The following is a 10,183-nucleotide window of genomic DNA, read 5'->3' as shown; positions in this document are numbered from 1 at the left end:
AGATTTTAATTCGCCATGTTGCAGAGCCCGGAACACAACGTTTGTTGTTGCAAAAACATGATATTGATGTTGCTCGTGATTTGACCCCTGAAGATCTTGCAGATCTGCAAAAAACAACAGATGTTAAAATCGAAGAAGTGTTAGAGCCATCCATGATGTACTGGGGATTTAATATGACAAATCCTATTTTTGCTAAGGAAAAAGTACGTTTGGCGATGCGTTATCTCATAGATTATGAAGGTCTTGGCAAGAAGCTTCTCAAAGGTGTTGGTGTTCCACGGGCCAGTTTTGTTCCTCTTGGAAACTTTGGGGCTTTAGATGAAAAAGAAGGGCAACCCTTTACATTTGATATTGCAAAAGCCAAGCAGCTTTTAGCAGAAGCTGGTTATCCGAATGGATTTGAGGCAAATTTTCTCGTATCAAATGCTCCTTATAGGGTGTTACTTGCTCAGTCACTCCAAGATAGTGCCGCAAAGGCGGGGGTGCGTCTTAAAATTGAACGGATGGCCGGTACACAGTTGTTTTCTAAACTTTATGCACGGGCTTTTGATACGATTTTTGTCGGATGGAATAACGATTCTGCGGATCCTCATACCATGGCTTCACGTCTTGTTTATAATCCAGATAATCGGCTTGAGGCAAAAAACACCGCCTATCCTAGTTGGCAATATGGGTATTTGGATGAAACGATGAATCAAAAGGTTCAGGATGCATTGTTTCAAAAAGATCCACAAAAACGGGCACAACTCTATGCTGATTTACAACGTGAATTGATGCAAAAAGGACCTTATGCGTTTATCTTTCAGAAATATACTGTTATCGCGATGACGCCTGATATCAAAAAGTGGGTTTGGAATAGTGCGCCACATATTTTTTATAGTAAAATTGAAAAATAAGAGTGTCTTCAATGCTGTTCAATAGATAAAGGGCATCGTCATGATATATTTCGGCGTATTGTATAAATTTTAAGCTTTGCAATGCGTCGAAGATCATAGGTAATGCGTGATATATTGTTGAATGTCTTTTCAAGACATTCGTTTAAAGATATTTTTCATTCTCATTAGAGGTGTATTTATGTGGATACTAAGATTGAATATTTCAATTTCTCTGAATTAGAAAGTGGTCAATTTATTTGTTAAAAAACTGAGTATAACATAAAGAAACGAAGTGTAACAAATGTTGTGGAATTTAGTAGTGCTAAAGGTGCAAAGGGTTTGCGATGTTGAAGGAAAATTTTGTTATGGGTGGGTAAACAAGGGATATCAGTTTTTTATGGCGTTTATATTTTCTTTTGCTTGGAAAGATGATGAGATGCCAATTGAAGGGTGCTGTTTTATGGGGAGTGATGAAAAAATTAAATTTCCTTTTGAAGAAGGAATAAAAGTCGTTGCATTTGGCAAACTAACGAATTTTCCTGTTTTATCAAATCGTCAAATTATTATGAAGGCTCTTTGTTATTAAGGCACTTGAGCCGAAAGGGGTAGTGCTTTGATGATATACAAAACACCGGAAAAAATAAGAGATAAGCTTGCTTAACAAGATAGAGAAAAAATATTGCTTTTATAGTCTTCAATAGTAGGCGTTATGATATCGTGAATAAGCTCTATTGTTGGTGAGCGTTCATTGTATATCAGAGTGTTTTTCTTTGTATGTTTTGGTTTGGCTTATAAGTGTAGGCAGGAGGAGCCATTGGCAAGAGGTGCTTGTTCTTAAAGATTTTAAAACTTGGTTTTTAGAAGCCTATAGTTTGTCTAAACTTAATTATTAAGCACGTTTTGCTGCATGGGGAATTTATACAATAACGTTAAAAGGAAAATTCTATGAACGTGAAAAGAAAAATATTGAAAAAGAGCAGTTCTTTTGTTTCTGTTGTTCTTGCAATGGGGATGTTTGTGCAACAAGTTTCAGCAAAAACACCTACTGATACCCTTGTAATGGCTTTGAATCTTGATTCAATTGAGACTTTTGATCCTGCGCAGATCAATGAACGTTATGGCAATGAAATTATTGCTAATATTTGTGATAACTTAATCGATTCCGCTACAGATGATGCAGCTAAAATAGCGCCTTCTTTGGCAAAGAGTTGGGATGTTTCAAATGAGGGTGGGGGTACAGTTATTACTTTTCATTTGCGTGATGATTTGAAGTTTAATGATGGTCGGCCTGCTGGTGCTCATGATCTTGTTTGGGGGATGAAGCGGGTTGTTAAATTGAAGTTGTCTGCAGCAGCTATATTTAACGAATATGGAATTACAGAACAAAATATTGATTCTACTCTTCAAGCCCCCGATGAGAAAACAGTGGTGATGAAATTTGATAAGCTTTATCCAGCAGAGATCATCCTTGGCCATATTCTTACTACTCGTGTTGCTGCTTTACTTGATCGTGAGACACTTATGAAACACGAACAAGATGGTGATATGGGAAATCGCTATTTGGCAAGTCACGCTGCTTGTGTTGGTCCTTATCAATTAGTCAACTGGCGTTCTGGAGAGGCGATTTTGTTGCGTGCAAGTTCCTATCATTGGGGAGAGGAAGCAAAATTGAAGCAGATTCTCATTCGTCATATTGCTGAGCCTGGAACACAACGTTTGTTGTTGGAAAAACACGATATTGATGTGGCACGTAATTTGATGCCTGAAGATATAACAGATCTCCAAGTAACAACAGATATTAAGATTGAAAAAGTGTTAGCTCCATCTGTGATAATGTGGGGGTTCAATACGACAAATCCTATTTTTGCCAATGAAAAGGTGCGTTTGGCAATGCGCTATCTGATCGATTATGACACTCTGGGAAAGACTCTTCTTAAAGATGTTGGTATTCCACGGGCAAGCTTTATTCCCATTGGTAATCTTGGAGCTTTGGATGAAAAAGAAGGGCAACCCTTTAAACTTGATCTTGAAAAAGCCAAGCAGCTTTTAACAGAAGCAGGTTATCCAAATGGTTTTAAAGCCAATATTTTTGCAGGGAAATCTCCTTATCCTTTTGCTTTACCTATTGCACAGTCTATCCAGGACAATGCAAAAAAAATAGGTGTGCACTTTAAGATTGAACATTTTGTAGGGACACAGTTGTTTTCCAAACTTTATGCACGTAGCTTTGATACAATTTTTATGGGATGGAATAACGATTCTGCAGATCCTTATACAATGGCTTCACGTCTCGTTTATAATCCGGATAATCGGTTTGAGGCTAAAAACACAGGCTATCCTAGTTGGTGCCACGGCTATTTGGATGAAGATATGAATAAGAAGGTTCAGGCAGCTCTGTTTCAAAAAGATCCACAGAAACGGGCACAAATGTACGCCGATTTACAGCGTGATTTTATGCAAAAAGGACCTTATGCGTTTATCTATCAGACATATAGTATTATTGCTATGACACCTGATGTTAAAAAATGGGTGTGGAATAGTGCACCACGTATTTTTTATAATGCCATTGAAAAATAAGCACGTTTAAAATGTTGTAATATACAACAGTGAATGTGATGATAATAACTTCGGTGTTTTGCATAGAGTTTAAAGCTTTGCAAAATATCGAAGTTTATCGGTAAAGTGCATTATAGAGTAACTCGAAGATACTCTTCTTTAGAGAGGGACTATGCATTTTTATAGAACAAGTATATATAGATATTAAGATTGTAGATTTCAATCTTAAGTGAAGAAAAAAATAATAAATTTGCCGGTTAAAGAAATGGGCATACTGAATATGAGCAGAATTTAGTATTTTGTAGAAAAAGTGAGGAACCTTAAAATGTGCTATTGAGAAAAAAGTTAGTTATATGCAGGTGCGTTGGGGGAATATGGGATTATTGTGGAGCTGGTGCTTCAAATTATACCGCTTTTCCTTAAAAAATGATGAGATGCTGAGACTGCCCTTTAATATGGGTCCTGGAAAGTCCAAATGTCCTTGTGAGGAAGGAGAGGAATGTCCATGGTTAGAAACTATACTTATGAGGATTGTCAAAATATCGAAGGATGAGTGAGCTTTTAAAGCAACTGAAGTTGGTTCTCTGAGAACTCTTTTGAGAAAATAGGAAAAAGACTTTTAAAGCAGAAGTCCTGTTTGATGCGATAAAAAAATCTTTGGCTTGTATGATCAAAGTTATTGGTGCTGTGACATCACCAACAGGCGCTGTCATTTGTGGTATTATTCATTGTTTATCAGATCATTTTTCGTTGTCTCTTTTGCTTTAGTTTACCAATATTGCTCAAGGAGCTGCTCCTGCTGTTTAAAGGGTTTGATATTTTATCTTTAGGAGGTGTGCTTTAAAAGCCTGATTTTTTTTATTTTTGCACGTTACTGTTGCAAGGAAAATTTATACAACAAACTTTAAAGAGATAAGTCTATGAATTTAAAAAGAAAAATATTAAAAAGGAGCAGTTGTTTTATTTCTGCTTTTATTGCTTTTGGGATATTTGTGCAGCAAGTTTCAGCAAAAACACCTGCTGATACCCTCGTGATGGCTTGGGATCTTGATGCGATCAGTAATTTTGATCCTGCGCAACTCAATGACCGCTATGGAGCTGAAATTGTTATCAATGTTTGTGATAATTTGGTTGATTCTGCTAAAAATGATGGAGCTAAAATCGTTCCTTCTTTGGCAAAGAGTTGGGATGTTGTAAGCGATGACCAGAGTACGGTGATTACTTTTCATTTGCGCGATGATTTGAAGTTTAATGATGGTCGGTCTGCTGGTGCTCATGATCTTGTTTGGGGAATGAGGCGGGTTGTCAAATTGAAGCTATCTAATGCGGCAACTTTTAATGAATATGGTATCACAGAACAAAATGTTGATAAGGCTTTTCAAGCACCCGATGAGAAAACAGTGGTGATGAAATTTGATAAACCTTATCCAACAGAACTTATTCTGAGCAATATTTCTAGGAATCGTACTGTTGCTCTGCTTGATCGTGAGACACTTATGAAACACGAACAAGATGGTGATATGGGAAATCGCTATTTGGCAAGTCACGCTGCTTGTGTTGGTCCTTATCAGTTAGAAAGTTGGCGTCCTGGAGAAGGAATTTTGTTGCGTGCAAGTACCCATTATTGGGGAGAGCCAGCAAAATTGAAGAAGATCTTAATTCGTCATATTGCTGAGCCTGGAACACAACGTTTGTTGTTGGAAAAACACGATATTGATGTGGCACGTAATTTAACGCCAGAGAATATAGCAGATCTCCAAAAAACAACAGATATTAAGATTGAAAAAGTGTTGGCTCCATCCCTGATAGTATGGGGGTTCAATACGACAAATCCTATTTTTGCCAATGAAAAGGTGCGTTTGGCAATGCGTTATTTGATCGATTATGACACTCTGGGAAAGACTCTTCTTAAAGATGTTGGCATTCCACGGGCAAGCTTTATTCCTCTTGGTAATTTTGGGGCTTTGGATGAAAAAGAAGGGCAACCCTTTAAACTTGATCTTGAAAAAGCCAAGCAGCTTTTAACAGAAGCAGGTTATCCAGATGGTTTTGAGTCCAATATTTTTGCAGGAAAATCTCCTTATCCTTTTGCTTTGCCTATTGCTCAGTCTATTCAGGATAATGCAAAAAAGATAGGTGTGCACTTTAAGATTGAACATTTTATCGGTACACAGTTGTTTTCCAAACTTTATGCACGTAGCTTTGATACAATTTTTATAGGATGGAATAATTCTTCTGCGGATCCTCATACAATGGCTTCACGTTTTATTTCAAATCCTGATAATCGGTTTGAGGCTAAAAATACAGGCTATCCTAGTTGGTGCCACGGCTATTTGGATGAAGATATGAATAAGAAGGTTCAGGCAGCTCTGTTTCAAAAAGATCCACGGAAACGGGCACAAATGTATGCTGATTTACAGCGTGAATTAATGCAAAAAGGACCTTATGCGTTTATCTATCAGACATATAATATTATTGCTATGACACCTGATGTAAAAAAATGGGTGTGGAATAGTGCACCACGTATTTTTTATAGTGCAATTGAAAAATAAGAAGGTATCAAGTTTATAAAATATAAAAAACATGATCATGATATATTTGATGTATTGCAAAGCTCTTTAACACTTTGCAATACGTTGAATTTTATCGGGAATGGATTACTATGTTGTATCGAGAATTTTATTTCAGGAATTCTTATGAAAGATGCGTTTGTGTGGATGTAGGATTGAATATTTTAACTTCTATTGATACAATTTTCGGATGAAATAATGACTCTAGACATCCCCATACAACGGCTTCAAGTTTTTTTTTACAACCCTGATAATCGATTTGAAATTAAAAATATAAGCTGTTCTAGCCGGTGTTATGGGTATTTTGATGAAGCTATAAATCAAAAGTTTAAAGATGTGTTGTTTCAAAAAGATTCACAGAAACGGGCGTAAAGAATTGAAAAATGGTAAGTTTGTTTAGTGAAAAAACAGGTGTAACAAATGTGGCAGAATTCACTGTTTCCGAAATAGCAGGGGCTCTAAAGCGTGTTGTTGAAGAAAAGTTTGGTTATGTACGGGTGCGTGGGGAGATATCAGGGTACCGTGGTACTCATGCTTCGGGACATGCTTATTTTGCTTTAAAAGATGATAAGGCACGGTTGGAAGCTGTTATTTGGCGTGGAGTTATGGAAAAGCTCAAATTCCCTCCTGAAGAAGGGATGGAAGTAGTTGCTGTTGGTAAACTTACAACTTATCCAGGGTCATCGAAATATCAAATTGTCATTGAGGCTCTTGAACCAACGGGGGTTGGTGCTTTGATGACACTTCTTGAAAATCGTAAGAAAAAGTTTTTAGAAGAAGGCTTGTTTGATGAAGAAAAGAAAAAACCTTTGCCTTATATGCCTCGAATTTTAGGCGTTGTAACATCACCAACAGGTGCTGTTATTCGTGATATTATTCATCGTATATCCGATCGTTTTCCGTTGCATATTTTGGTTTGGCCTGTACGTGTTCAGGGGGAAACAAGTGGGAGGGAAGTGGCTGTTGCTGTTGAAGGTTTTAATGCTCTTGGTCCAGGTGGACTTATTCCAAAACCTGATCTTATTATTGTTGCACGGGGAGGGGGAAGTTTAGAAGATTTGTGGGGGTTTAATGACGAAGCTGTTGTTCGTGCTGTTTATGAATCTTCTCTTCCTGTTATTTCTGCTGTTGGGCATGAAACGGACTGGACCTTGATTGATTATGTGGCTGATTGGCGCGCTCCAACTCCTACCGCCGCAGCAGAACGGGCTGTTCCTGTTAAGCTTGATCTCGAGGTGCTGGTGGCATCGCTTGATGCACGTTTGCGCAAGGGACTCGCGCGTTATTTGGATTTTTATCGACAAAAATTGCGTGCTACTCTACGAGCTCTTCCGACTGCCGATCAACTTTTTGCTCTACCACGGCGTGGTTTGGATGAAACTTCAAGTCGATTGCAGCGTGCTCTTTGTGTAAGCTACGATAAAAAACGTTTTTCTTTTCATGCACTTGGTGTGCGTCTTTCACCGCGTTTGTTAAATAGTGAAAAAGCACAACGCAATACAAAGGAATATACGGCACGTCTTCAGCGTGCTTTTGTGCGTAGTGTGGAAAAACAACGTGCTGAGTTAGAGGTAGTATCTAGGCTTTTAAGAAGCACTTCATATCAGAATATTTTGGAGCGCGGTTTTGTTTTGGCTTTGGGGAAAGATCATAAGCCCATTAAACGATTGGTTCAGTTTCCTGAAACAGGGCAAATAAATTTACGCTTTTTTGATGGAGATATCAGTGTTGCAACACAAGAGCCTATTTCCGCTAAAAGATCAAAACACAAGCAGATAAAGTCGCCAAGCGATGATCAAGGAACTCTCTTTTAATACGGTTAATGCCATGCTTGCGGAAGGTCTTCTTAAGGGAGTGGATGGAAAAGTTCGTTGCGCATGGGCTGGAACGGATCCACTTTATTGTGCTTATCATGATACCGAATGGGGAAAGCCTGTTTTTGAGGATATTCGTTTGTTTGAGAAAATTTGTCTTGAAGGTTTCCAAGCGGGGCTTTCTTGGTTTACAATTTTAAAAAAACGCTCTTTTTTTCGCGTTGCATTTGATCACTTTGACTTTGAAAAGATTGCTCATTATGATGAGCTAAAGGTGCAAATGTTATTGCAGAATAAAGACATTGTTCGCCATCAAGGAAAAATTCAATCAGTGCTTAATAATGCATTGAGAGCACAAGAAATTATAACAGAGTGGGGGAGTTTGTCCCACTATTTTTGGTCTTTTCAACCACCACAATCGGAGCGTTATGAAAAAATAGATTTTCAAACACTGTTAGCTAACCCTATGACACCTGCTTCTTTTCGTCTTTCTCAAGACTTGAAGAAACGTGGTTGGACATTCGTTGGCCCCACAATTTGTTATGCTTTTATGCAGTCCGTAGGAATTGTTAATGATCATCTTGAAGGATGTTTTTGTCGATAAATTGGCAAACTTTCTTTTGTAAGAATAATGATTAATAGGATAATAATTGAATTATTTAATAAATGTATAAATTATACAATTCCGCTGTATAAGATAATTGAAATATACAAACTATACAATATTAATGATTTTCTATTGTTGTTGGCACTAAAAACGATAAAGGTATAATTTTGAGGATGAAAAAACAGACGCAAAAAGGAGTGATATCTTAACTGTTATGTATCTGAAGTGAGATAATGGTAATGTCTTGTATGTTTTAAAGAAACATCTAGTTACACCAAAGCCCATTTTGCGACGCAGCTCATGAATACTATGACAGTAAATCCATCGTGCACTCCATCTTTACGCTTATGAAGGAGAAGATCGGCACCATCACACATTTACTAGCTCTCAATGTTGTCAACAGTCTTTAGCATTTGTAATGGTTCAGAAGAGGTGTTTTTATTTCCGTTAGTGACATGACCGTTATAATTAATGAATATTTTATTCATGTTTATTGACGAATGCAAAGTGGTTTTTAGATGGGGTGCTGTTGTTGCATTGTTTTACTTTGCTTGTATGACTGTTGGTTTATTTATATGTAGGTCGATTGCCCAATGCTTACCTAGGCAATATAAAATGAAATGCAGCGATGAAAAATTGAAGTTAAATGACTCAAGCTGCTTGTGTTAGGTTTTATTATCTGATAACTTTCCTTCACTAGAGAGGAATTTTGCTGCGTGTGAGCTCCAGTTTTGGGAGGATACTTAAGCTCAGACAGACTGGTATTCACTGCATTGCTTCGTTGAATCTCTGTATGTTTCCGCTGGAAACGAGAGTTTTGTTGCGGTATGTTGCTTTCTGTTCTATTTTTATAGTGGTAAAGCAATGATGCACACTAAAGTTTAGAAGGTTTTATATTCGTTATGTCTTTGGGGGGGAAGTGTCTAATAAATTTTGTTTTTATCAATGGGGGAATGCATTTTAGTGTATATTCTTTTATTGTAAGCTTTATTTCTCAAAAGATAAAGCGTGGAAGGAATGATTCTTCTCATTTTTCCTTTATCTTTGTTAACGCGTTTGGTTTTGTTGGTAAAAACGTAAAACTTTTGACACTTAGTTTTCAAAAGATTAAGCAGATTTTTGTGGGGGGTAGCGTTTTAGAAAAGATATTTTCTTATGTCTTTCTGCTGTTTCAGTGTCGTTTTGGTCATGTAGTAAAGATGCGCCGCATCTTGAAACTGAGTGTTTGAGGGGGATGACTATTTTTAAAGTTTGCATATTTTATTTTAAATGTCGCTTAAAGGAATAGAATAATGAATTCATAAATTTTTGCGTAATGATTTTTTTTAAGCTCACTATTTTTTTTGGGCGACAAGGCTTATTGATGATTAATAGGGAACTGATATAGTGCATTATCATATGCAAAGAGGTTATGAAAAGAATGTAATACTGGTTAGCAAAACATATATTGCATGTTCGCTATGGTTTATTGAGACGTAAGTCAATGACTTTATCAAGTAGATGATTCTGTGTAGGTGATTAGAAATATAGGCGATTAGAACGTATTTATTCAATGTTATAATTATAAATTTGCTATATTATTTCAGCGTCATTAATTGATAAAAATAAATAAAGGGAAAAGTTTATGAACTTGAAGAAAACAATATTGAAAAGTAGCAGCTCTCTTGTTTCTGCTCTTATGGCATTGGCGATGGTTGCACAACAAGCTTCAGCAAAAACACCGGCTGATACCCTTGTGATGGCTTGGAATCTTGATGCAAT

At 37.0% G+C, this 10,183-nt stretch carries 6 protein-coding genes and 1 pseudogene; all 7 read left to right on the top strand.

What is annotated here, in order from left to right; genetic code table 11:
- Window positions 1-896: ABC transporter substrate-binding protein (locus ACFINO_RS08325; RefSeq protein ID WP_375655421.1), on the top strand; the 896-nt coding region annotated here is incomplete at its 5' end.
- Between the two features lie 376 nt (window positions 897-1,272).
- Complete coding sequence (locus tag ACFINO_RS08320) at window positions 1,273-1,461, top strand: hypothetical protein (protein ID WP_375633886.1); 189 nt, start codon at window positions 1,273-1,275, stop codon at window positions 1,459-1,461.
- Between the two features lie 359 nt (window positions 1,462-1,820).
- Window positions 1,821-3,452 carry an ABC transporter substrate-binding protein gene (locus ACFINO_RS08315; RefSeq protein ID WP_375634812.1) on the top strand — a complete coding sequence of 544 codons (1,632 nt, stop codon included), beginning with the start codon at window positions 1,821-1,823 and terminating at the stop codon, window positions 3,450-3,452.
- Window positions 3,453-4,351: 899 nt separating this feature from the next.
- Window positions 4,352-5,983: an ABC transporter substrate-binding protein gene (locus ACFINO_RS08310; protein ID WP_375655420.1), complete on the top strand. Its 1,632-nt coding sequence runs from the start codon at window positions 4,352-4,354 to the stop codon at window positions 5,981-5,983.
- Between the two features lie 212 nt (window positions 5,984-6,195).
- Window positions 6,196-6,370: pseudogene (locus ACFINO_RS11695) on the top strand (ABC transporter substrate-binding protein); the annotation flags it as partial.
- A 14-nt stretch (window positions 6,371-6,384) separates the two neighbouring features.
- The gene (gene xseA, locus ACFINO_RS08305) at window positions 6,385-7,815 is read left to right on the top strand and encodes an exodeoxyribonuclease VII large subunit (protein ID WP_375655419.1); all 1,431 of its coding nucleotides are present in this window, start codon (window positions 6,385-6,387) and stop codon (window positions 7,813-7,815) included.
- Complete coding sequence (locus ACFINO_RS08300; protein ID WP_375655418.1) at window positions 7,793-8,419, top strand: DNA-3-methyladenine glycosylase I; 627 nt, start codon at window positions 7,793-7,795, stop codon at window positions 8,417-8,419. The genes xseA and ACFINO_RS08300 overlap by 23 nt, the downstream gene beginning before the upstream one ends.
- The last annotated feature ends 1,764 nt before the right edge of the window (window positions 8,420-10,183 follow it).

Origin of the sequence: Bartonella sp. AA83SXKL (assembly GCF_042196965.1) — a bacterium.
In the GTDB taxonomy this organism is placed as follows: domain Bacteria; phylum Pseudomonadota; class Alphaproteobacteria; order Rhizobiales; family Rhizobiaceae; genus Bartonella.
The sequence above is the reverse complement of the archived record's forward strand: the minus strand, read 5'-3'. Positions and strand labels throughout refer to the sequence as shown.

Excerpts from the sequence above, each read along its gene's own strand:
- ACFINO_RS08310 (WP_375655420.1), top strand. The coding sequence starts at position 4,352 with ATGAATTTAAAAAGAAAAATATTAAAAAGGAGCAGTTGTTTTATTTCT.
- ACFINO_RS08300 (WP_375655418.1), top strand. The coding sequence starts at position 7,793 with ATGATCAAGGAACTCTCTTTTAATACGGTTAATGCCATGCTTGCGGAA.
- ACFINO_RS08320 (WP_375633886.1), top strand. The coding sequence starts at position 1,273 with ATGGCGTTTATATTTTCTTTTGCTTGGAAAGATGATGAGATGCCAATT.
- xseA (WP_375655419.1), top strand. The coding sequence starts at position 6,385 with ATGGTAAGTTTGTTTAGTGAAAAAACAGGTGTAACAAATGTGGCAGAA.
- ACFINO_RS08315 (WP_375634812.1), top strand. The coding sequence starts at position 1,821 with ATGAACGTGAAAAGAAAAATATTGAAAAAGAGCAGTTCTTTTGTTTCT.